Genomic DNA, 22,672 nt, shown 5'->3' on the forward strand with positions numbered 1-22,672 from the left:
TCACGCCATCTCCTCGCCGAGCGGGTGCGGGTTGGGGACGATGCGCCGGGCGTTCGGCCTGCCCGGCGCCTTGAGGAAGAGGGCCAGCACCGCGGAGGCCAGGCCGATGGAGCCCGCGAGGACGAACGCGCCGTGGTAGTCCCACTCGCCGACGACGACCGCGCCCAGACCGGAGCCGACCAGGCCCGAGATCAGCTTCGAGCTGTAGACCATCCCGTAGTTGGTGGCGTTGTTGTTCTCACCGAAGTAGTCGGCCGTCATGGCCGCGAACAGCGGGAAGATCGCCCCGCCGCCGAACCCGGAGACCATCGAGCAGAACAGGAAGAACGGCATGCTGCCCATCTGGCCCGAGACCAGCACCCCGAACTGCGCGGCACCCAGCACCAGACACACGATGATCAGTGTGTTGCGGCGGCCGTAGCGGTCGGAGATCCAGCCGATGACCCCGCGCCCGGTACCGTTCACGATGGCCTTCAGGGACATCGCCGTGGCCACGATCCCGCCGGCGAAGCCCATGTCCTTGCCGAACGGCACCTGGAAGGCGATGCCGAAGATGTTGATGCCGGCCGTGCACAGCAGACAGAACCACATCATCCACAGCACGGGCGTGCGGGCCGCCTCCTTCGGCGTGTACTGCTTGATCGCCGGCGGGTTCTTCTCCAACGCCCGGCGGATCCTGGGGTCTTCGGTGGCCTTGAGCGGATCGACGTGCGGCGGCCACCAGTTCATCGGCGGGTCCTTGAAGAACCAGCCCGCCGAGGCCACCACCAGACACAGCCCGACACCGACCGAGGCCAGCAGCACCCGGTAGTTGCCCAGGTCCAGCACCGAGGTGAAGAGGAACACGAACGGCACGGACCCGTAGGCGAAACCGCCGTTCACGAAGCCCGTCTTGCCGCCCTTGCGCTCCGGATACCACTTGCCGACCATGTTCACGCAGGTCGCGTAGACCAGACCGGCGCCGATGCCGCTGCACATGCCGAAGCCGAGATAGGCGACGACCACGTTCGGCGCGAACGCCAGCGCCAGATAGCCCAGCAGCGTACCCACCGCGCCGATCAGCATGGCCGTACGGGCCGGAAGCCGTCCGCTCTCCCGCAGCCGCCCGGCCGGAAAGGCCACGGCCGCCTGGAAGAACACCCAGACGCCCATCAGCCAGAAGATGTGCCCGCTGCTCCACAGATGCGCCTCGTGGAGCGTGTCCTCCGCCGACGTGAACGCGTACTCGGCGGAGCTGATGCCCATCATGCCCACCCAGGGCAGGACGACCATCCACTTCCGGGTCCGGCCCATCAGATCGACGTCCGACTCGCCGATCCGGTACACGCGGCCGTTGCGGTCCGTCACCTCCCGGTAGGGGACGGACGTCGTACAGTCGGTGGTTCTCATCCCTGCTAGCACCCCTTGCGTCGAAAGCTCTGGCCAGCGCCCCCTGTCCAATGCCTTTCGTGCGCGCACGGGTCCCGGGCCCGGCCGACGCGCACCGTCGGCCGGACCCCTCCTCACTCACCTCATGAACCGCCCCCCAACAGTCCTGCCGCCCGCGCCCACCGGTATTTCGCGCCGAGCACGGCCACCGGCCGCTCGGTGGTGTACGGGTACGCCACGACCCCCCGCTCGAACAGGTACTGGCAGGCCTCCTCGACCTCGACGTCCCCGGCGAGGGACGCCACGACCGGCTTCTCGACGCCCCGCTCGCGGAACTCGGCGACCACGCGCGCGGTCAGTTCGGCGAACACCATCGGCGGGGTGACGATGGTGTGCCAGTAGCCGAGGACGAGCGCGTGGATCCGCGGGTCCTCCAGGCCGAGCCGGATCGTCGCCTCGTACGTCGACGGCGGCTCGCCCCCCGTGATGTCCACGGGGTTGCCGGCCGCCCCGAACGGCGGGATGTACCGGCGGAACGCCTCGTCCAGGTCGGGCGGGATCTCCATCAGGGACAGCCCGTTGTCGGTCACCGCGTCGGACAGCAGCACGCCGCTGCCGCCCGCCCCGGTGATGATCACGACGTTGTCGCCCTGGGGAGTGGGCAGGACGGGGAGGGCGCGGGCGTACTCCAGCATGTCGTTCAGGCCCGGCGCCCGGATGACGCCCGCCTGCCGCAGGATGTCGTCGTACACCGCGTCGTCGCCCGCGAGCGCCCCGGTGTGCGAACCGGCCGCCTTCGCGCCCGCCGCCGTACGGCCCGCCTTCAGCACCACGACCGGCTTCTTCGGCACGGTCGCACGGGCCGCCGCCACGAACGCCCGCCCGTCCTTGAGGTCCTCCAGGTGCATGGCGATGCACTCGGTGTGCGGGTCCTCGCCGAACCAGGTCAGCAGGTCGTCCTCGTCCAGGTCCGACTTGTTGCCGAGGCCGACGATCGCCGACACGCCCGTCTTCGTGGTGCGGGCGAAGCCCAGGATGGCCATGCCGATGCCACCGGACTGCGAGGTCAGCGCCACGCCCCCCTTCACGTCGTACGGCGTGCAGAACGTGGCGCACAGGTCCTGCCAGGTGGAGTAGTAGCCGTAGATGTTGGGGCCGAGCAGGCGGATGCCGTGCCGCTCGGCGATCCGCACGATCTCCGCCTGGAGTTCGTGCTCGCCGGTCTCCGCGAAACCGGACGGGATGAGGACGGCGTTGGGGATCTTCTTCCGTCCCACCTCCTCCAGGGCCGCGGCCACGAACGGGGCGGGAATGGCGAAGACGGCCACATCCACCTCACCGGGAACGTCCGTGACACTCTTGTACGCCTTGCGGCCCAGAATGTCATCGGCCTTGGGGTTCACCGGATGGATCTCCCCGGAGAAACCGCCGTCGATGAGGTTGCGCATCACCGAATTGCCGATCTTGCCCTGCTCGTTGGAGGCACCGATGACGGCGACGGAGGAGGGCTGCATCAGCCGGCGCATGGACGTGAGGATCTCGTCGCGGGTGTACGTCCTCCTCGGTACCGGCTGCTGCTCGGCGAGGATCACCCGGATGTCGGCCGCGACCGCGCCCTCCGCCGTCGCGATCACCGGGTTGAGGTCAACCTCGGCGATCTCCGGGAAGTCAGCGACCAGTTGGGACACCCGCCGGATCTGCTCGGCGACCGCCCACCGGTCCACCCCCGCCTGCCCGCGCACCCCGCGCAGGACCTCCGCCGCCCGGATGGAGTCGAGCATCGACAGCGCCTCGTCGGCTGACACGGGCGCGAGCCGGAACGTCACGTCCTTGAGCACCTCGACCAGCACCCCGCCGAGCCCGAACGCCACGACCTTCCCGAACGTGGGGTCGGTGACCGCGCCGACGATGACCTCCTGCCCCTGCGGCAGCAGCTCCTGCACCTGCACGCCCTCGATGCGTGCGTCCGCGTCGTACGCCCGCGCGTTCTCGATGATCCGGTGGAACGCGGCCCGTACGTCCGCCGCGCCCTCCACCCCGACGACCACACCGCCGGCGTCGGTCTTGTGCAGGATGTCCGGGGAGACGATCTTCATCACGACGGGCCCGCCGAAGCGTGCCGCGTACGCCACGGCCTCGTCGACGTCGGTCGCCAGCTCCTCGCCGGGTACGGCGATCCCGTACGCGTCGGCGATCACCTTGCCCTCGGGCGCGGTCAGCGCGGTACGGCCCTCGGCCCGCACGGCGTCGAGGAGCGAGCGCACCTTCAGCACCCGGTCTTCGGCCATCACGTCAGATCACTCCGTTCGACTTCAACAGGCGCAACTCTTCGTCGCCGAGGCCCAGTTCGCCGATGTAGACCTCTGCGTTGTGCTCGCCGAGCAGCGGTGAACCGGTCACCTCGACGGGGGAGTCGGAGAGCTTGAGCGGGCTGCCGACCGTGACGAACTCGCCGCGCTCGGGGTGCGGGACACGCACCACCATCTCGTTGGCGGCCAGCGACTCGTCCTCGATGATCTCCTTGGTGGACAGGATCGGCCCGCACGGGATGTTGTGCGCGTTCAGCCTCTCCAGCACCTCCCACTTGGGGAGCGTGGACGACCACTCCTCGATCAGCTGGAACATCTTGCTCAGCTTCGGCAGCCGGGCCTCGGGCGTCGCCCACTCGGGGTCGCCGGCGAGTTCGGGCCGGCCGATGAGTTCGCTGATCGGCTGCCAGCCGACCGGCTGCACGATGACGTACACGTAGTCGTTCGGGCCGCCCGGCGCGCACTTGACCGCCCAGCCGGGCTGACCGCCCCCGGACGCGTTCCCGGACCTGGGAACCTCGGTGCCGAAGTCCTCGTTGGGATATTCGGCGAGCGGGCCGTGTGCCAGGCGCTGCTGGTCGCGCAGCTTCACCCGGCAGAGGTTGAGCACGGCGTGCTGCATGGCCACATTGACCCGCTGACCGCGCCCGGTGTGCTCCCGCTGGTACAGCGCCGCGAGTATCCCCGCCACGGCGTGGACGCCCGTGCCCGAGTCCCCGATCTGGGCCCCCGTCGCCAGCGGTGGCCCGTCCTCGAAACCGGTGGTCGACATCGACCCGCCCATGGCCTGCGCGACGACCTCGTACGCCTTGAAGTCGGTGTACGGGCCGTCCCCGAACCCCTTGATGGAGGCATAGACGATCCGAGGGTTGATCTCCTTGATGCGGTCCCAGGTGAACCCCATCCGGTCGACCGCGCCCGGCCCGAAGTTCTCGACCATGACGTCCGAGCGCCGGATCAGCTCGGTGAGGATCTCCTTGCCGCGCTCGGTCTTGGTGTTCAGCGTGATGCTCCGCTTGTTGCAGTTGAGCATCGTGAAGTACAGCGAGTCGACGTCCGGCAGGTCCCGCAGTTGCTTGCGGGTGATGTCGCCGCTCGGCGCCTCCAGCTTGACGACGTCGGCGCCGAGCCAGGCGAGCAGCTGGGTGGCGGAGGGACCGGACTGCACGTGCGTCATGTCCAGGACGCGGATGCCGGTCAGTGCCTTGTTGGTCACCGGGGTCACCTCACTTGTACATGGTCTGGTTCATGGTTCCGGGGGCGTACGCGTCCGGGTCGACCCAGACGTTGATCAGCGACGGCTTGCCCGACTCGCGGGCCCGGCGCAGTGCGGGGCCGATGTCGGCCGGATCGCGGACCTCCTCGCCGTAACCGCCCAGCATCTGCGCGAACTTGTCGTACGCCACGTCGCCGAGGGTGTTGCCGACCCGCTCGCGCTCCTTGCCGTACTTGGCGGCCTGGCCGTAACGGATCTGGTTCATCGAGGAGTTGTTGCCGACGATGCCGACGAACGGGAGGCCGTAGCGGACGAGGGTCTCGAAGTCCCAGCCGGTGAGGGAGAACGCGCCGTCGCCGAACAGGGCCACGACCTCCTTGTCGGGGCGTGCCTGCTTGGCGGCGAGCACGAAGGGCACGCCGACGCCGAGGGTGCCGAGCGGGCCCGGGTCCATCCAGTGGCCGGGGGACTTGGGCTGCACGACCTGCCCGGAGAAGGTGACGATGTCGCCGCCGTCGCCGATGTAGATCGAGTCCTCGGTGAGGAAGTCGTTGATCTCGCTGACCAGGCGGTACGGGTGGATGGGCGAGGCGTCCGACCTGAGGCTCGGCAGCCGCTTCTGGAGGGCGGTCTGCTCGGCGGCGCGCAACTCGTCCAGCCACTCCTTGCGCTTCGACGCGCCCCCGTTGAGACGTCCCGAGGCCGCCTCGGTCACCGACTTCAGCACCAGACCGGCGTCGCCGACGATGCCCAGGTCGATGTCCCGGTTCTTGCCGACGGTCCGGTAGTCCAGGTCGATCTGTACGACCGTGGCGTCGGGGGAGAGGCGCTTGCCGTAGCCCATGCGGAAGTCGAACGGGGTGCCGACGATCACGATGACATCGGCGTTGGAGAAGGCGTACCGGCGGGAGAGCTGGAAGTGGTGCGGGTCCCCGGGCGGGAGGGTGCCACGGCCGGCGCCGTTCATGTACGCCGGGATGTTCAGGGTGCGGACCAGGTCGATGGCGGCCTCGGTGCCGCGGGTCGTCCACACCTGGCTGCCCAGCAGGATCGCGGGCTTCTCGGCGTGCACCAGCAGGTCGGCGAGCTTCTCGACGGCCTCCGGGTCGCCGGCGGAGCGGGTCGAGGCGCGGTAGGCGCCGGCCTTCGGTATCCGCGCCTTGTCCGCCGGGACCTTGGCGTCCAGTACGTCGCGCGGTATCTCCAGGAAGGAGGGGCCGGGCGCGCCGTGGTAGCACTCGCGGAACGCCATGGACACCATGTCGGCGGCGCGCGCTGTGTCGGGTACGGTCGCCGCGAACTTGGTGATCGGCGCCATCATGTCGACGTGCGGCAGGTCCTGGAGTGACCCCATCTTGTGCTGGGTGAGCGCCCCTTGGCCGCCGATCAGCAGCATCGGCGACTCCGCGCGGAAGGCATTGGCGACCCCGGTGACGGCGTCGGTCGTCCCTGGACCGGCGGTGACCACCGCGCAGCCCGGCTTGCCGGTGATGCGGGCGTAGCCGTCGGCGGCGTGGGCGGCCACCTGCTCGTGGCGTACGTCGACGACTTCTATGCCCTCGTCGACGCAGCCGTCGTAGATGTCGATGATGTGGCCGCCGCACAGGGTGTAGATGCGGTCGACCCCCTCCGCCTTCAGTGCCTTGGCAACGAGATGACCACCGGAGATCACGTCCTGGGTGTCGTCGGGCATGGCGAGGTCCTTGTCCCTTCGTACGGGGTTGGGAACGCACTCGTCGTACGTCGTCGACTGTCGGCAGTACATTGCATACAGTCGACGAATACTGTATGAAGCTTGTTATCCCGCATCCAGTGGGTGGTGTCCAGGGGGCGTGCGGCACTTTTAAGACAGGAGCCGGAATGGACCTGTACGAACACCAGGCAAGGGAACTCTTCGAGGAACACGGCATCTTGGTGCCGAGGGCCGAGGTGACGGACTCGCCCAAGGAGGCCCGCGAGATCGCCCGCAGGCTCGGCGGCCGGGTCGTAGTGAAGGCGCAGGTCAAGACCGGTGGCCGGGGCAAGGCGGGCGGTGTGAAACTCGCCGCCGATCCGGCCGCGGCGGAATTGACGGCACGCCAGATCCTCGGCATGGACATCAAGGGCCACACGGTCGGCAAGGTGATGCTGGCCCAACCCGTCGACATCGACAGCGAGTTCTACGTCTCCTACGTCCTCGACCGCGCGGCGGGCCGCTTCCTGGCGATCGCCTCGGCCGAGGGCGGCATGGAGATCGAGGAAGTGGCCGCGACCCGGCCGGAAGCGGTCGCGCGGATCCCCGTCGACCCGGCCGAGGGTGTCACCTCCGCCAAGGCGGGTCAGATCGCCGAGGCGGCCGGGCTGCCGCCGCAGACCGTCGACGTCCTCGTACGGCTGTGGCAGGTGCTGGTCCGCGAGGACGCGCTGCTCGTCGAGGTCAACCCGCTCGTGCGCACCGCCCAGGGGCACATCCTCGCCCTCGACGGCAAGGTCACCCTGGACGACAACGCCCGCTTCCGACAGGCACGTTGGGGGGACGGGACGCAGGAGCACCACGATCCGCTGGAGGCGGCGGCCGCCGCCCGCGGCCTCAACTACGTCAAGCTCGACGGCGAGGTCGGCGTCATCGGCAACGGCGCGGGCCTGGTCATGTCGACCCTCGACGTGGTCGCCGGCAGCGGTGCGCGGCCCGCCAACTTCCTCGACATCGGCGGCGGCGCCTCCGCCCGGATCATGGCCGACGGCCTTTCGGTGATCCTCTCCGACCCGGCCGTGAAGTCCGTCTTCGTCAACGTCTTCGGCGGGATCACCGCCTGCGACGCGGTCGCCGACGGGATCGTGGCGGCTGTCGACAGTATCCGGCTGACCAAGCCGCTGGTGGTCCGCCTCGACGGCAACAACGCCGCCCGCGGCCGCGCGATCCTCCAGGAGCGCGCGCACCCGCTGGTCGAACAGGCCACCACCATGGACGGCGCCGCCCGGCGGGCCGCCCAACTCGCCCGCACCGCCTGAGGAGAGGGAACATGGCCATCCACCTCACCAAGGAGAGCAAGGTCCTCGTCCAGGGCATGACGGGCGGCGAGGGCATGAAGCACACCCGGCGCATGCTCGCGGCCGGCACGCACGTCGTCGGCGGCGTCAACCCGCGCAAGGCCGGGCGGACCGTCGACTTCGACGGGCAGGTCGTTCCCGTCTTCGGGTCGGTCGCCGACGGTATACGGTCGACCGGAGCCGATGTCACCGTCGTCTTCGTCCCGCCCGCCTTCGCCAAGGCGGCCGTCACCGAGGCCGCCGACGCCCGCATCCCCCTCGCCGTCGTCATCACCGAGGGCATCCCGGTCCACGACACCGTCGCCTTCACCACGTACGCCGCCGAGCGCGGCACCCGCGTCATCGGCCCCAACTGCCCCGGCCTGATCACCCCCGGCCAGTCCAACGCGGGCATCATCCCCGCCGACATCACCAAGCCGGGCCCCGTCGGGCTCGTCTCCAAGTCGGGCACGCTCACCTACCAGCTCATGTACGAGCTGCGCGACATCGGCTTCTCCACCTGCGTCGGCATCGGCGGCGACCCCGTCGTCGGCACCAGCCACATCGACTGCCTCGCCGCCTTCCAGGACGACCCCGACACCGAACTCGTCGTCCTCATCGGGGAGATCGGCGGCGACGCGGAGGAACGCGCGGCCGCGTACATCCGCGAGCACGTCACCAAGCCGGTCGTCGGCTACATAGCCGGGTTCACCGCACCCGAGGGCCGGACCATGGGCCACGCGGGCGCCATCGTCTCCGGCTCGGCGGGCACGGCCCACGCCAAGCAGGAGGCGCTGGAAGCGGCCGGGGTCCGGGTCGGCCGGACCCCCACGGAGACCGCTCGGCTGGTACTGGAGACGCTTCGGCGCGGCTGACGCGCTTCCCGCCCTGCCTCCACCCCGCCCCACCCCGCCCCGACCGTGCACCGAGAGCGGAGCTGACGTATGGCACCCACCCTCACCCCGAACCAACCGCCCCCCACCCCGACCCCGGTCCTGAAACCCGGCACCTCTTACACCCACGCCTGGCAGCGGTGTCTCGCCGTGGCCCCCGAGGCCTTTCGGGACGACCGTGTCCTCAATCTCTGGGGCGCCGCCTGGCAGACCGACGGGCGGACCCTGCCCGCGACCACCCCGGTCGACGGCACCCCCATCGCCGGCGCACCGCGCCTCGACGGCACCACCGCCCAGCGGGCCGTACGCGCGGCCCTCGACCAGCACCGGGCCTGGCGGCACGTCCCGCTGCCCGAGCGGCGGGCCCGGATCGCCGCCACCCTGGACTCCCTCGCCGAGCACCGCGAACTGCTCGCCCTGCTCCTCGTCTGGGAGATCGGGAAACCCTGGCGGCTCGCCCTCGCGGACGTCGACCGGGCGATCGACGGGGTGCGCTGGTACGTCGACGGCATCGAGCCGATGCTCGCCGGCCGGGCCCCGCTGGACGGGCCGGTGTCCAACATCGCCAGCTGGAACTACCCGATGAGCGTGCTCGTGCACGCCCTGCTGGTGCAGGCGCTGGCGGGCAACGCGGTGATCGCGAAGACCCCGACCGACGGGGGCGTGGCCTGCCTCACCCTCGCCTCGGCGCTGGCCGCCCGCGAGGGCGTTCCCGTGACCCTGGTCGGCGGCAGCGGCGGCGAGCTGAACCGGGCGCTGGTGCGGGCGCCGGAGATCGGCTGTGTCTCCTTCGTCGGCGGCCGCGGCGCCGGTGCGGCCGTCGCCACCGCCGTCGCCGACCTCGGCAAACGGCACATCCTGGAACAGGAGGGACTCAACACCTGGGGCATCTGGGGCTTCTCCGACTGGCCCCAGCTCACCGCCCTGATCCCGAAGCTCTTCGACTACGGCAAGCAGCGCTGCACGGCCTACCCGCGCTTCGTCGTCCAGCGCTCCCTCTTCGACTCCTTCCTGGCCGCCTACCTCCCGGCGGTCGCCACCGTCCGCGTCGGCCACCCCCTCGCCGTCACCGACCCCGGCGACCCGCCGCCCGAACTGGACTTCGGACCGCTGATCAACGCGGCCAAGGCCAAGGAACTCACCGACCAGGTCGCCGAGGCCGTCGACCGGGGCGCCGTACCCCTGCACCGCGGCCGGCCCGACGAGGCGCGCTTCCTGCCCGGCCAGGACACCTCGGCCTACGTCCGGCCGGTCACCCTCCTCAACCCGCCGCCCTCCTCCCCCCTGCACCACGCGGAACCCTTCGGCCCGGTCGACACGATCGTCCTGGTGGACACCGAGGCCGAGCTGCTGGCCGCCATGAACGCGTCCAACGGTGCGCTGGTGGCGACCCTGTCCACGGACGACCCCGCCACCTACGGCCGGCTCGCCCCGCAGATCCGCGCCTTCAAGACCGGCCACGGCAGGCCGCGCTCCCGCGGGGACCGCGACGAGCTGTTCGGCGGGTTCGGCGCCTCCTGGCGCGGCGCCTTCGTCGGCGGCGAGCTGCTGGTGCGGGCCGTCACCCGGGGCCCGGCGGGGGAGCGGCTGCCCGGGAACTTCCCGGAGTACCAGCTCATGCCCTGATCGGGTGCGGACCGTACGCGTTCCGTCACGTCAGGTAGGAAGCGCGGCCGGGGTGCTCCAGGCGCCCCGGCCACCGCTCCACGGGACGGATACGCAGGTGAAACGCGCTCCGAAACCTTGGTATTGTTGTCCATGTCGCCGCGGGGAACAGCCCCCGCAAGGCGACAGACACCTAGTCCGGGTGGCGGAATGGCAGACGCGCTAGCTTGAGGTGCTAGTGCCCTTTATCGGGCGTGGGGGTTCAAGTCCCCCCTCGGACACAGAGTAGGGACGTTCGCGAGATCGTCCCGGTGCGTTCACGAACGACCGGTCGGGCCATGCGGCTCGCCGGTTTTTCGTCGTTTCTGGTCCTCGCCACGCCTCAGCGCACTGATGGCGGTATGAACGCGGATCAGCATGGTCGGACTGCGGTACCGCCGATCAAAACGAAGAGCACGACACAGGATGATTCCGACCGGTTGGACCAGGAGTGGTTGGTCCCCCGCTGGATCAGCACGTCCCCAGCGGTCATCTTTCGTTCAGCTGCGTCCAGCACCGCCCAGATCTCACCGCGTAGTACGACCACGTAGTCGAGTGAGGCAGTGCTGTGGAACATCCGGGAACGGATCTCGCCGCCGTCGTCCCAGTGGCTGTCCGGCGGGAACTCCACCACCCTGCAGACCGATCCGGTGGCCGGCGGGGAAATCGACACCTGATCCATGACGCCGTCGTCCATCGGACCGGAATTGTCCACCGGCACGTTCTCGTGGCGCCAGAAGTCGGTAGCAACGAACGTCGGAGTGTCGGCGACGACCTGCATGTGCGGGCACAGTTCGTCCGACAGGAACGTCGACCGGCCGCGCTCGTCCAGACCGGTCACGAGCCTACGAAACCGTTGCACGGAGGCTGCGGGGTCAATCTTGCGCTTGGACATCGGAATGTTCTCTGGCATGACTCGGCTCCCGGAGTGCCGGTGATCAGGGCACGAGTGAGAGGCCGCCGTCGGCGACCACGACCTGGCCGGTCACGTAGGTGCTGCGCATCAGGCCGATGACGATTTCGGCGATCTCCTCGGGGCGGCCTGTGCGGTGCAGTGGTGCCTTTTCGGTGACCAAAGATCGCAGCTCCGCCCAGTCCTCGGTCCAGCGAGTCTCAATGAAGCCAGGCGCCACCACATTGACCCGCACGTGCGGTCCGAGCGCCCAGCCGAGCAGCTTGCACATGTGGTGCACCGCCGCTTTGCTGACCGCATAGGGCAAGCTGCTGCCCCCGGTGTCCACACCGGCCAGCGCGCCCACGACGATCAAGTTGCCCTGCCCGCCTCTTTTCAGCAGCGATTCGGCAGCTCGCACGAAGCGCCAGGGCCCCAGCACGTTCATGCGCAGGATGTCCTCCCATACCTCGTCAGTGACGGCCTGGATGTCCGAATGCGGGATGCGGACAGTAGTGCCTGCCGCATAGACGACCGTGTCCAACCGTCCGTAACGGTTCTCCACCGCCGTGACGACGTGCTGAGCCGCGTCAGCCTCGCCGAGATCCGCTTGGAGGAACAAGCCGTCATGCAGGCTCGCCGCGACGGCCTTGCCCTCCTCGACGCTCTTCGACCCCACGACAACGACTCTGTAGCCCTCCTCGTCGAGCCGCGTGGCGACGGATGCACCGATCCCCGTCGATCCGCCCGCGACGACGGCCACCGGATTACCGCTCGCATTGGCTTTTTCTGCCATACCCGCGTTACTCCCTTGTGCCAGCGGGCTGCTCCCGCGCCACGCCTCGTTCGTTCGGAAAGGACGAGCCCGCAAGCTTCGCGTCTCGACCAACGAGTCACGGCTCCGACTCGTCGACTACGAGAGAAGGTCTGCCGGAATGTTGCAATTGTCGCTCGCACTGACCTCAGGGCAAGCTACTGACAGCCCATGGATGCGGCAGCTTCCCGCCGCCTGAAAGGTCGCGCTACCGATCAGACGGTGCCTGCGAGCCGCCACTCGGCTTGCACGCCGGCATGACCTTCAGGTTGCGGCGATAGAATTGCGTTCCGGTGAGTCGGTCCGGCCGATGAAACAACGCCTTCCACTTGATACGGCTGCGGAACTCCCTGGGCGCGGGTCCAGTCGAGTGCCGCGGGTCGTGGAGTGGGTGTGACGCATGCGCGATGCCATGTTCCACGACGCCCTCGAAGATCTCCCCGAGTCCGGGGACGAGGCGTACGCCACCGTCGACGCTCGCGGCGTGCTGACGAGCTGGGGCTCAGGCGCTCAGCGACTGCTCGGCCACACCGCGAGGGAAGTCCGCGGGCAATACGGTGCCGACCTTCTGTACACCCGCGCCGACGCCACTCGGCTCGCCGAGCGCGCCCGAGTACGGCGGACGGCCGTTCTCGGCCAGGTCGTCCTGCGGCATCGGGACGGTAGCCCCGTCGAGGTCGGGATGTGGGCCCATCCCCTGGTGACCACCTCCGGTGAGCCGTATTGGCTGCTTCAGGCGGAGAGCGCCGATGCCGTCCGGCGGAAGAACCTCGGGCGGGCACTGCTGAGGGGGCTGTTCACCGAATCCCCTTTCCATATCGACGTGTTCGATACTGACCTGCGCTACGTCGCACAGAACGCGCGACGTCTGAAGGGTTTCCGCGACCAGGACTTTCTCGGGCGGCCCATGTGGGAGGTGGCGCCGGTCGGGATGCTGGACATGGCGGCGTTTGAGGAGCGGCAACGGAAGGTCCTGGCCACGGGCGAGGCGCTGGTTGCCACGGAGGTCCGCGCCCGGCCTCCCGACGATCCGGATCGGCAGCAGGTCTTTTCGGAAACCATCGTTCCCTTGCGAAGCGAGTCAGGGGAAGTGATCGGTCTGGCGCACGCCGTTTTCGAGGTGACCGACCGGGTCCGGGCCCGCGAACGGTTGGCGCTGGTCAACGATGCGAGCGCGAAGATCGGCAGTAGGCTTGACGTCCTGTACACCGCCCGCGAGCTGACCGACGTGGCGGTGCCTGTCTTCGCCGACCACGCCTACGTCAACCTCCTGGACCCGGTCCTCGGCGGGCAGGAGCCAGTCGCCGGACCGATCGCCGAAGGAACAGCGCTGCGCCGTGCGGCGAGTTCCAGTGTCCCGGAGGGCCCGGGGGAGCCGGTGGTCGCCACCGGAGATGTCGACCCTTTCAGTTCCGGAACCGCCTCACTGTTCTCCCGGGCGCTGGTCAGCGGGGAACCCCTGCTGCTGGGAGGCGACCAACTGGGCGCTGAACTGGCCCTGGTCGACCCTCAACGGGCTGCGCTGGTACATGCCTACGGAGTGCACTCGTGGCTGCTGGTGCCGATGTACGCGCGCGGCGCCCCGCTGGGGACGGCGGTCTTCCTGCGCTTCAGGGGCGATCATCCGTTCGAGGCGGACGATGTACTGCTGGCCCAGGATCTCGTGGCGCGTGCCGCGGTGTGCATCGACAACGCCAGGCGGTACACCCGGGAACGGACGACGGCGTTGGCACTGCAACGCAGCCTGCTGCCCCAGCGGATGCCGGTGCTCGGTGCCGTGGAGACGGCGTCGCGCTATGTACCGGCAAGCGGCAGCACGGTCCTGGGAGGTGCCTGGTTCGACGTGATCCCGCTGTCGGGGGCACGGGTGGCGCTGGTGGTCGGAGACGTGGCCGGACACGGCCTGCACTCGGCGGTGACCATGGGGCGGCTGCGTACCGCAGTGCGCACCCTCGCGGATCTCGATCTGCCGCCGGAGGAACTGCTCACCCACCTGGACGACCAGGTGAACCGCTTCCAGGACGAGCACACGGAAGATTGGACCGGCGGCGCGGCTGGGACCCGTTGCCTGTACGCGGTCTTCGACCCCATCTCCCGCCGGTGTGCCGTGGCCCGGGCGGGTCATCGGCCACCCGCCCGTATATCGGCCGACGGGCAGGTCGAGGAGCTCGACCTGCCCGTCGGCCCTCCCCTCGGCCAAGGCGGAGCACCCTTCGACTGCGGCGAAGTGACCCTGCACGACGACGACCTTCTGGTCCTCTGTACCGGCGGCCCAGGGGACGCGTGGCACCCGAGCACCGACACGAACCTGACCTGGCTCCGCGAGGCCCTGCCCGACGGCCAAGGCACCGCTTCCGCCTCGCTCGACGACATCTGCAACGCTCTGATCCGGCATCTACCGCCGTCCCCTCCGCAAGATGACTTGGCGCTGCTCGTGGCGCGGGTCCGCGCGCTGGATCCGGACCGGCACATCGCGTGGGAGCTGCCGACGGATCCCGAGTTCGTGGCCGAGGCACGGAAGTTGGCCGGCCGCAGGTTGTCCGAGTGGGGATTGGAAGACCTGGAGTTCACGACGGAACTGATCGTCAGTGAGCTGGTCACCAACGCCATCCGCTATGGGAGCCCGCCGATCATGTTGCGGTTGATCCAGGACCGCAGCCTGATCTGCGAGGTCTCCGACGGCAGCAGCACCTCTCCACACATCCGGCGCGCGGTGGAGACCGACGAGGGGGGCCGTGGGCTCTACATGGTCGCGCAGTTCGCCCAACTGTGGGGTACTCGCTACCACGCCCGTGGCAAGACCATTTGGGCCGAGCAGCCGATTGGCCTGCCATGACCACACCCAGCAGCATAGTGAGGAACTTCAGGGAGAGGCTGGTGACCGAGGCGAGTCGACGCCACCCTCGATGATCACGCGGGAGTCATGTTTGCCCGGCGCCCACCCATCGCGGTTGAGTGAATCCGCAACTATCTGTGAAGTGATCTTGGTGTGGCCGGGAAGTGCACGCTCATTTGGCCGCATCGTCGCTGGTCAGTGGGACTCGTGAACGATCCACAGAGTGAAAGGCCTGGTCAACATGGTGACCAGGCCTTTTTCGTGCTCCTGAGGGATTCTTGAGTCGGCGAGGATTCGAGGGGAGCTGAGGATCATGGATGCACCGGCGGCCGGCCACCATGAACCGAGTGATCCCCTCGACACCGGAGAGGCCGTGGCGGTGACGGCTCCGGACGGAGTGCTCACGGGCTGGAGTGCCGGTGCGCGGCGGTTGCTCGGGTACTCCGCCGCCGAGGCGGTGGGCCGGCCGGCGGCGGACCTGCTCGCTTCGCCCCTCCCCGGGGCCGCTCTCGAGAGACTTGCCGGGCAGGCGGGCTGGGCCGGGCCGGTGGTGCTCCGCGACCGTGGCGGACGCTCCGTGGAGTGCAGCCTTCGGGCGCGTCCGCTGGCCACCGGTGACGGGCGGACCGGCTGGTGCCTGGAGGCCGTACCCGCGCAGGACGGAGAGACAAGAGAGGACGGCCGCGACACGGACACGCTGCTGCGCTGGTCGTTCGATCAGTCCCCGTTCGCCCTGGCCGTCTACGACCCCGAGGGCCGGTTCCTCCGGGCCAACCCCCGCATGGAGCAGCAGCTCGGAGCGTCGGAGCGGGAGCTTCGCGGGCTCCGGATCACCGAGCACATGCCGGACCCCCGGTTCCAGCGTCCTGAGCAGGCCGTCGACCGGGTGGCGGCGACCGGTGTGCCGGAGCACATCGAGAACCATGTGCGGGTACCGGGTGAACCGTACGCACACGCCTGGATCGTGCACGTGGACCCCCTCAAGGACCCGGCCGGACTGGTGCAGGGCGTGCAGGTGGCCGCGCTCGACTTCTCGGAGCAGTCCGCGGCCCGCGAGCGGCTGGCGCTGCTCAACGAGGCCAGCACGCGCATCGGCAGCAGCCTGGACGTGGCCCGTACCGCCCAGGAGCTGGCGGACGTGGCCGTGCCCGTGTGCGCGGACTTCGCCTCGGTCGATCTGCTCGACGCCGTGCTGCACGGCGACGAGCCCGCGCCCATCCCCGTCGGCGCCCCCCTGATGCTGCGGCGCACGGCGATCCGCTCCCACGTGCCGGGCATCGTAGAGGCCGGCGACCTGGCCCGCTACCCGGCCTTCTCACCCCTCGAACGCTGCCTGGCCACCGGCCGCGGCACCGTGCACCGGATCACCGACCCCGAGGTCGTACGGTGGCTGTCCCAGGACACCGACCGGGCCGACTGGGTGAACCGGAACCGCCCGCACTCGCTCATGGCGGTGCCGCTACGCGCCCGCGGCGTGAACCTCGGCGCCGCCCTCTTCACCCGTCTGGACCCGACGACCCCGCCGTACACGGAGGACGACCTGCGGATCGTCGAGGAACTCGCGGCACGGGCAGCGGTCTGCATCGACAACGCCCGCCGCTACACGCGCGAGCGCACCACCACCCTCGCCCTGCAGCACAGCCTGCTGCCCCAGGGGATTCCCGAGCAGGCCGCCGTCGAGGCCGCCGGCCGCTATCTGCCCGCGGGGTCGCAGGCCGGGGTCGGAGGCGACTGGTTCGACGTGATCCCGCTCTCCGGCGCCCGCGTCGCCCTGGTCGTCGGCGACGTCGTCGGCCACGGACTCCATGCCTCCGCCGCCATGGGACGCCTGCGTACGGCCGTCCGCACGCTCGCCGACGTCGACCTGCCCCCTGACGAACTGCTCGCGCACCTGGACGACCTGGTCATCCGCCTCAGCACCGGCCTGGAGACCGCGGCCGAGCCACCGACCTCCGACCTCGGAGCCACGTGCCTGTACGCGGTCTACGACCCGGCCTCCCGCACCTGCTCCCTAGCCAGCGCCGGCCACCCCTGGCCCGCTCTGGTCACCCCTGACGGCACGGTGGACTTCCTCGAACTGCCCACCGGCCCGCCCCTGGGCCTCGGCGGACTGCCCTTCGAGTCCGTCGACGTCGAACTTCCCGAAGGCAGCCTCCTCGCGCTCTACACCGACGGCCTGATCGAGGCCCGCGGCCAGGACATCGACGCCGGGCTGCGCGCCCTGCGCTCCGCCCTCGCCGACCCTGCTCCCTCGCTCGAGACCACCTGCGACATCGTCCTCAAGGCGCTGCTCGACGGGCGCCCCGCCGACGATGTCGCGCTGCTCGTCGCTCGCACCCGGGCCCTGGACAGCCGGCACATCGTCCAATGGGATCTGCCCGCCGATCCGGCTGTCGTGGCGGAGGCCCGCTCACGCACGGCCGCCCAGCTCCACACCTGGGATCTGGACGAGTTGGCCTTCGTCGCCGAACTCGTGGTCAGCGAGCTGGTCACCAACGCGATCCGGCACGCCGCCCCGCCCATCCGGCTGCGGCTCATCAAGGACCGAACGCTGATCTGCGAGGTCTGCGACGCCAGCAACACCGCACCGCACCTGCGCCGAGCCCGCATCTTCGACGAGGGCGGACGCGGCCTGATGCTGGTCGCCCAGCTCACCGAGCGCTGGGGCACGCGGCACGCCGCCACCGGCAAGACCATCTGGGCCGAGTTGCCGTTGGCGTCGGCGGCCCCCGTGGCGCCGACGTCCGGTACTACGTGAGCCTGGCGGTGAGCTGACCCAGCGTCTGTTGTGCTTCCGGCAGCGCGCGGCGCAGGAATCCGGGCTCCTGCTCCGCCAGCCGTGTCAACAGCTCGACGGCCTCCTGCGCGGCCGCTGCCGCCTCCGCCTGCTCGACCCCGGCATGCGAACGGGCGAAGGCGAAGGCATGGAGGGCGGTGCCGAGTTCCAGTGCCCGGGCCGTGGGCGAGGCCGCCGCAAGAGGGCGTACGCGGGCCAGGGCCTGGGCGGTGAGCTGCACGGCCTCGTCGGCGCGTCCCGCCAGCGCCAGACAGATGCCCAGATTGGCCTGAGCGGCGATCAGTTGCGGCTCGTAGGGGATCGGGTCCTCCTCGGCGAGAGGAGCGGCCACCGCGACCGCCTCCTCGGAGGTCTCGATCGCCTCCTCCAACCGCCGGGGGAGCCGCAGGAGCTGGGTGCCCGAGCTGGTGAGCTGGTGGCCGAGGAAACTGAGGAGGGGTGCCGCACCGCCGAGGGCGGGACGGCGTGCGATCTCGATGCCGCGATCGAGCAGGGCCAGACCGTCCGCCGGCTCGCCCAGCTCGCTGCGCACCGTACCCAAGCCGCTCAACGCGGCAGCGAGATTGAGTTCGTCCGCGGGGCTGGTCACCGGGAGCCGTTCGAAGATCTCCGCCGCCTCCTCGGCCGCGGCCTGGGCTGCCTCGGCCGAGCCGAGGGCGAGGTAGGACAGCGTCAGCAGCATCCGGACCGTGCCCAGGGCGGACTTCTGGGCCGCGCTCGGCTGCTCCCCGAGTCGCCGCAGCTCGTGCTCCGCCTCCTCCAGCGGCGGGACCGCCTGCGGGCGCAGCCCCGCTTGCGCGTGGCGCAGCCCCAGATTCGAGAGTGCTTCGGCGAGTGCGACGCGGGACTCGGGCCCGTCGGCCTGCTCCGCCAGTGCGCGCCGGATCGCGACGGCTTCCCCGGCGGCGTCGACGCACTCGTCGTAACGGCCGCTGTTGTGCAGGTGGTTGCTCAGGAGCTGCAACAGCTGTGCCCGCTGAGGGTCGTGAAGAACCCCGTCGGCCTCGGCGCGCTTCCGGCGGATCGTCAGGGCGCGTTCCACTGCCCGCAGCCCCTGCGGCCGCAGCGAGCAGGTCCCGGCGAGCCCACCGATCATGGTGAGCCGCTCGACCAGTTGGGCCTCGAACCGCGCGGGAGACTTCTCCGCCAGCCTCTCGTCGATGTCCACGGCCCGCTGCAGTGCGGCCACGGTCTCGGCCTGGCGGCCGAGGAAGTTGAGGCAGACGGCCTCGTGCATGCAGTAGCGCGACAGTCCTGGAAGGTGTGCGTCGGGGGTGGCCTCGGCCAGGGGGCGCTGCAGCTCGATGGTCTCCCGCACCGTGGCGAGCGCCTCCTCACCCTGACCGAGCATGCGCTGCTGGACCGCGAGGTTGTTGAGGCACAGGGCGAGTCCCGGGTTCGTGCTCGTCGGTGCCTCGGCCGCCAGGGCGCGGTACGTCTCCGCCGCGGAGAGGTAGTGGGCGACAGCCTCTTCGTGCTGCCCGGTGGCGGCCAGACAGCCGGCCAGGGTGGCGAGGCTCATCGCGACGTCGTCCTGGAACGCCGTCGGGTGCTCCGCCTCCAGGGCGGCGTAGAGGTCGGCGGCCTGTCGGGCGGCCGACACGGCTCCGTCGGGATCGCCCCTTTCCGCACGCTGGTTGGCGAGGTTGTGGAGAACCATGGCCTGCCGGTCGCGGAAGGCGCCGGGCTCGTCGGCGACCAGGCTCTCGCACAGCTCGACCGCCTCGCCAAGGGCCTCCTCCGCCTCGTCGTGGAGGCCGGCATCACCGAGTTCCAGCGCGAGCGAGTTGAGGCTGTTCACGAGATCCGAGCCGTGCGCCCTGGGCCGCTCACCGGCCGGCCTTCTGCGCAGGGCGACGGTACGGCGCGTCGCGGCCAGCGACTCCTCCGACCGGCCCAGCTCCCCCAGACGCTGGGCATGGACGCCCACACAGCCGGCCAGGGCCACGCCGTACGCGTCCGGGTGCTTCGCCGCGAGTTCCTCGTAGTTCTTCACTGCCTCCTCGGCGGCTTCCAACGCATCCTCGTAGTGCCCTGTGGCGGCACGATAGTTGGAGAGGAGCAGCAGATTGTTCGCGAGCGCGTCGTCCGCGTCCTCTGCCCCCAGAGCCACCACCTCTCGAAGGTGATGCGCCGCGCACTCGGAGGAATTCCGCGCGTCCTCGGGCCTGCCGAGACCACCCTCGGCCATCGCCCGGGTGTTCAGCGTCTGGGCCAGGCGCCGGCGCGGGCCGTGTGGACTCAGGCCGACGGGTGCCGCTTCCGCGTCCACGACGGCCTGGGCGATGTCCACGGCCTCGGTAGCGGTGGTCAACGCCTCGGCCCTCAGGCCGAGTTCGCTCTGACCGACGGACACGTTGTTGAGCGCGGCTGCCAGCTCCGCCCGCGCGCCGTCCAGGCCCTCGGCGACCAGCGGCCGGAGCAGATCCACCGCCGCCTGCGCCGCCGCCAGCCCTTCTGCTCGAAGTCCCATCTCCAGGCGGTTCTTGGAGAGTTGGCGGAGTCGTCGGGACAGCTCCAGTTCGCGCCGGGCCTGTGCCGCTCGTTTCTGTGCGACCGCCCGCGCCCGGAACAGTCTGCGCGCTCCGCGGGTCAGCGGTCCTGGGGAATCCACCGCGTCTGCCTTTGCCGCAGGATGCAAATCCGCGATGCGTTCGAGCAGGTGGACACCGAGTTCGGTCAGGTTGTAGGTGGAGTCCGGCAGGTGGTCGGCCAGGCGCTCCAGCTCGGTGATCGTGGTGTCAGGGGCCGCCGCGTGGTGGGTGAGCGCGGCGATCAGCGGCTCGGGGATCTCCACCTGGGTGGCGGCGTCCATCGCGGGGAGGGCCAGCCGGGGCAGGTGGGCGCCGCACATCAGCGTCACCTGCGGGGCGAGTGTCTCGCGCAACGGCGGGTGCCCGGCGGCCCGGGTCACAAAGGCCAGCAGCCGGGCGGCCTGCGGGTCCGTGAGGTCCGGGCTGTCGAGGACAGCCGTGGCCAGGTGAGGACGGGTCAGCAGACGGCGGCCGACCAGGCGCTCCGCCAGTCGGTCCGGCTGCAGAGTGCCCCAGGGACGGCCGGGATCACCCGGGCACAGGGCGCGGATCCAGTGGCTGGCCCGATCGAGGACGTCGGAGGTCTGCCCGTTCAGGGCGGGTACGCGGCTCAGCAGGGCGAGCCCATGCTGCTCGTCGGCCGGCTCGACCAGCATGGCGAATGCCATGGCGTCCTTGAGGCTACGCCGGGAGAGTCCCAGGCCGTGGGCGACGGCAGCCTGCTCCCAGTACCACGTCTGGTGCTCCAGCAGCCGGTCTTCCGCATCCAGTGACCGGTCATCCGTGTCCCTTGACCGGTCATCCGGCCCCGGCGCAGCCTCGGTCGCCGAGCCGGATCCCTTTGACGCGGCATCCAGAAGGTCCGCCAGGGCGGTCATGTGGAGGGTGAGCGCGTTGCTCCAGCCGCTGCCGCGCAGCTCCGGCGGCGTGATCGACGCGGCCAGCTCCGCCCAGTCGGCGCGAGGCCGCGGCCCGACCGAGGGCAGCGCGTCCGCGAAGGCCTGGAGCGCCTCCCGGTACGCCGCTTCGCGGGCCGTGGGGTTGGGCAGCAGCGCCGGGAGGTCGGTGACCTCGGCGGCCCCCAGCAGGTGCTTGCCGCTCCCCGGGCCGCGCCGGGCGCTCTGCCACCATTCGCCTGCGGTGCGGGCCAACAGCAGCAGTTTGAACGGCTCCGCGCGCATCGGATCGGCGGCGGCCTTCAGCAGGGCGTCGAGCTGAGGGACCCTGATCTCCGCCAGGTCCAGCACCACCAGCACCGGATCGACTGCGTGCCGCAACCGGTCCAGTTCCTCCGGAGGGGCGTCGAATCCGGGCCAGATCACCTGCCATGGCCGTGGTTTCGCCGCCCCCGGCCCTTTCCGACCCGTGCGGCCGAGATTCGCCTGCAACTGGAGTGCCAGGCGGGTCTTGCCCTGGCCGCCCGGGGCATGGACGAGCCAGACGCCGGGCCCGTCCTGCGCGCACCAGTCCTCAAGGCGTTGGAGCAGTTCCCCGCGTCCGTGGAAACCCACCACCTGACGTGAGGGCTCCAGCAACGCCGCCGGCGAGAGCAGCGTCTCCTCCTGCTGTCCCGCACCCGCCCCTGCCACCCCGCCGAGTTCGCGGAACTCGGTGACCTCCAGAGTCGTGGAGTCCGCCCCGTACTCCTTCAGGGCGCTGCGGAAGGAGTCGCTGCGGTGGAGCATGTAGGCGGGAACGGCGTGCAGTGTCCCGAACCCGGAGTGGGCCGGGTCGACCGCCATCACACCGATGATCTGCTCATCGCAGACCAGGGCGGCGCCGGACAGACGCGCCCACGGGGACCGGGACCCTTCGGCATCCGTCCAGGTCGGCGGGGTCTGGCTCAGATCCATGACGTAGCGGTTGGCGACGAGACCGCTGCCGGGGTTGATCCGACCGCTCAGCTGTTTCAGCTCGGGTGTGCCTTTCCCTTTTTGCGCGTTACCCGATGCCGGGGGGCGCTTCAGCTCGGCCACCTTGGGCACGCCCCAGGTCTGGCACTCCTGCTGGGGCAGCCAAGTGCCCAGCCGCCCCCACGGTTCGGCTCTGCCCGCGGGGGGCTGCCAGGCGGGGTCGTCGATCCGGGCCAGGGCCGCGTCGTCGCGTCCGTTCGGCGTGCCGCGCCAGACGACGGTCCCGTGGTAGACCAGCTTCCGTCCGGGGCGGAACAGCTTTACGGGTGTGCCCTCCGGGCCGACCACATGAGCGGATGTCAGCACCAGCTGGGGACCGACGACATAGCCGGAACCCTGGGCCTCCGACGAACCGACCGCCACCACGCGATTCCGATCCATGGTTCCCCCACAGGATCTGTTGGACTCGATCGAACTGCCGTGCTCCGACTCGGGTCCGCCACGGCG

The 22,672-nt window shown here is 70.3% G+C and carries 12 protein-coding genes and 1 tRNA gene; 6 read left to right on the forward strand and 7 right to left on the reverse strand.

Annotation, left to right across the window (positions count from 1 at the left end):
• The 4 genes from BEK98_RS35840 to BEK98_RS35855 form a co-directional block, all read right to left on the reverse strand.
• Positions 1-1,389 carry an OFA family MFS transporter gene (locus BEK98_RS35840; RefSeq protein ID WP_094220911.1) on the reverse strand — a complete coding sequence of 463 codons (1,389 nt, stop codon included), beginning with the start codon at positions 1,387-1,389 and terminating at the stop codon, positions 1-3.
• A 122-nt stretch (positions 1,390-1,511) separates the two neighbouring features.
• Complete coding sequence (locus BEK98_RS35845; RefSeq protein WP_094221022.1) at positions 1,512-3,656, reverse strand: acetate--CoA ligase family protein; 2,145 nt, start codon at positions 3,654-3,656, stop codon at positions 1,512-1,514.
• Between the two features lie 4 nt (positions 3,657-3,660).
• On the reverse strand, positions 3,661-4,893 hold the full coding sequence (gene frc / locus BEK98_RS35850; protein WP_094221023.1) for a formyl-CoA transferase: 1,233 nt from the start codon (positions 4,891-4,893) through the stop codon (positions 3,661-3,663).
• A 10-nt stretch (positions 4,894-4,903) separates the two neighbouring features.
• The gene (locus BEK98_RS35855) at positions 4,904-6,586 is read right to left on the reverse strand and encodes a thiamine pyrophosphate-binding protein (RefSeq protein ID WP_094220912.1); all 1,683 of its coding nucleotides are present in this window, start codon (positions 6,584-6,586) and stop codon (positions 4,904-4,906) included.
• 167 nt (positions 6,587-6,753) lie between these two features.
• Between BEK98_RS35855 and sucC the strand changes: the two genes are divergently transcribed.
• The 4 genes from sucC (at position 6,754) to BEK98_RS35875 (ending at position 10,681) form a co-directional block, all read left to right on the forward strand.
• Entirely contained in the window at positions 6,754-7,884 is a 1,131-nt protein-coding gene (gene sucC, locus BEK98_RS35860; RefSeq protein ID WP_094220913.1) for an ADP-forming succinate--CoA ligase subunit beta, read from the forward strand.
• A gap of 11 nt (positions 7,885-7,895) precedes the next feature.
• On the forward strand, positions 7,896-8,777 hold the full coding sequence (gene sucD, locus BEK98_RS35865) for a succinate--CoA ligase subunit alpha (protein WP_094220914.1): 882 nt from the start codon (positions 7,896-7,898) through the stop codon (positions 8,775-8,777).
• 69 nt (positions 8,778-8,846) lie between these two features.
• Positions 8,847-10,421 carry an aldehyde dehydrogenase family protein gene (locus tag BEK98_RS35870; protein ID WP_094220915.1) on the forward strand — a complete coding sequence of 525 codons (1,575 nt, stop codon included), beginning with the start codon at positions 8,847-8,849 and terminating at the stop codon, positions 10,419-10,421.
• 175 nt (positions 10,422-10,596) lie between these two features.
• Positions 10,597-10,681, forward strand: a tRNA-Leu gene (locus BEK98_RS35875).
• Positions 10,682-10,812: 131 nt separating this feature from the next.
• On the opposite strand, the gene BEK98_RS35880 is transcribed toward BEK98_RS35875, so the two are convergent.
• Both BEK98_RS35880 and BEK98_RS35885 read right to left on the reverse strand, forming a co-directional pair.
• Positions 10,813-11,352, reverse strand: coding sequence for a cupin domain-containing protein (locus tag BEK98_RS35880; RefSeq protein ID WP_094220916.1), 540 nt, complete (start codon positions 11,350-11,352; stop codon positions 10,813-10,815).
• 25 nt (positions 11,353-11,377) lie between these two features.
• The gene (locus tag BEK98_RS35885; RefSeq protein WP_094220917.1) at positions 11,378-12,127 is read right to left on the reverse strand and encodes an SDR family NAD(P)-dependent oxidoreductase; all 750 of its coding nucleotides are present in this window, start codon (positions 12,125-12,127) and stop codon (positions 11,378-11,380) included.
• Positions 12,128-12,545: 418 nt separating this feature from the next.
• On the opposite strand from BEK98_RS35885, the gene BEK98_RS35890 reads away from it, so the two are divergent.
• Together BEK98_RS35890 and BEK98_RS35895 are read left to right on the forward strand one after the other, a co-directional pair.
• A complete protein-coding gene (locus BEK98_RS35890) occupies positions 12,546-14,981 on the forward strand; it encodes a SpoIIE family protein phosphatase (RefSeq protein ID WP_094220918.1) in 2,436 nt (811 codons plus the stop codon).
• A 313-nt stretch (positions 14,982-15,294) separates the two neighbouring features.
• Positions 15,295-17,739 carry a SpoIIE family protein phosphatase gene (locus tag BEK98_RS35895; RefSeq protein ID WP_094220919.1) on the forward strand — a complete coding sequence of 815 codons (2,445 nt, stop codon included), beginning with the start codon at positions 15,295-15,297 and terminating at the stop codon, positions 17,737-17,739.
• On the opposite strand, the gene BEK98_RS35900 is transcribed toward BEK98_RS35895, so the two are convergent.
• A complete protein-coding gene (locus BEK98_RS35900) occupies positions 17,732-22,606 on the reverse strand; it encodes a tetratricopeptide repeat protein (RefSeq protein ID WP_143684200.1) in 4,875 nt (1,624 codons plus the stop codon). The two genes, BEK98_RS35895 and BEK98_RS35900, sit on opposite strands and share 8 nt — an antisense overlap.
• Positions 22,607-22,672: the final 66 nt, after the last annotated feature.

Origin of the sequence: Streptomyces diastatochromogenes (genome assembly GCF_002242805.1) — a bacterium.
Taxonomy (GTDB): Bacteria; Actinomycetota; Actinomycetes; order Streptomycetales; family Streptomycetaceae; genus Streptomyces; species Streptomyces diastatochromogenes.

Bases quoted from the DNA above. Each gene is read 5' to 3' on its own strand.
- BEK98_RS35845 (WP_094221022.1), bottom strand. From the start codon at position 3,656: ATGGCCGAAGACCGGGTGCTGAAGGTGCGCTCGCTCCTCGACGCCGTG.
- BEK98_RS35885 (WP_094220917.1), bottom strand. From the start codon at position 12,127: ATGGCAGAAAAAGCCAATGCGAGCGGTAATCCGGTGGCCGTCGTCGCG.
- sucC (WP_094220913.1), top strand. From the start codon at position 6,754: ATGGACCTGTACGAACACCAGGCAAGGGAACTCTTCGAGGAACACGGC.
- BEK98_RS35840 (WP_094220911.1), bottom strand. From the start codon at position 1,389: ATGAGAACCACCGACTGTACGACGTCCGTCCCCTACCGGGAGGTGACG.
- BEK98_RS35880 (WP_094220916.1), bottom strand. From the start codon at position 11,352: ATGCCAGAGAACATTCCGATGTCCAAGCGCAAGATTGACCCCGCAGCC.
- BEK98_RS35900 (WP_143684200.1), bottom strand. From the start codon at position 22,606: ATGGATCGGAATCGCGTGGTGGCGGTCGGTTCGTCGGAGGCCCAGGGT.
- BEK98_RS35870 (WP_094220915.1), top strand. From the start codon at position 8,847: ATGGCACCCACCCTCACCCCGAACCAACCGCCCCCCACCCCGACCCCG.
- BEK98_RS35895 (WP_094220919.1), top strand. From the start codon at position 15,295: ATGGATGCACCGGCGGCCGGCCACCATGAACCGAGTGATCCCCTCGAC.
- BEK98_RS35890 (WP_094220918.1), top strand. From the start codon at position 12,546: ATGCGCGATGCCATGTTCCACGACGCCCTCGAAGATCTCCCCGAGTCC.
- BEK98_RS35855 (WP_094220912.1), bottom strand. From the start codon at position 6,586: ATGCCCGACGACACCCAGGACGTGATCTCCGGTGGTCATCTCGTTGCC.
- sucD (WP_094220914.1), top strand. From the start codon at position 7,896: ATGGCCATCCACCTCACCAAGGAGAGCAAGGTCCTCGTCCAGGGCATG.